This is a genomic window from Anaerobacillus alkaliphilus, assembly GCF_004116265.1.
Lineage (GTDB): Bacteria > Bacillota > Bacilli > Bacillales > Anaerobacillaceae > Anaerobacillus > Anaerobacillus alkaliphilus.
Genome location: NZ_QOUX01000005.1, coordinates 1 through 205, shown reverse-complemented (window position 1 = coordinate 205; position 205 = coordinate 1). Strand labels below are relative to the sequence as shown.

Here is a 205-nt window from a genome sequence, read left to right as displayed (position 1 = left end):
AGTACCCAGAGGAAGAGAAAGAAATTATCGATTTCCTGAGTAGCGGCGAGCGAAACGGAAACAGCCCAAACCAAGGGGCTTGCCCCTTGGGGTTGTAGGACACTCTATACGGAGTTACAAAGAAACGGAGTAGATGAAGCGACCTGGAAAGGTCCGCGAAACAAGGTAACAGCCCTGTAATCGAAACTTCGTTTCCTCCAGAGTG

General features: G+C 49.8%; 1 rRNA gene. It reads left to right on the top strand.

What is annotated here, in order from left to right:
- Positions 1–205: ribosomal RNA gene (locus DS745_RS04285) — 23S ribosomal RNA — on the top strand; the annotation flags it as partial.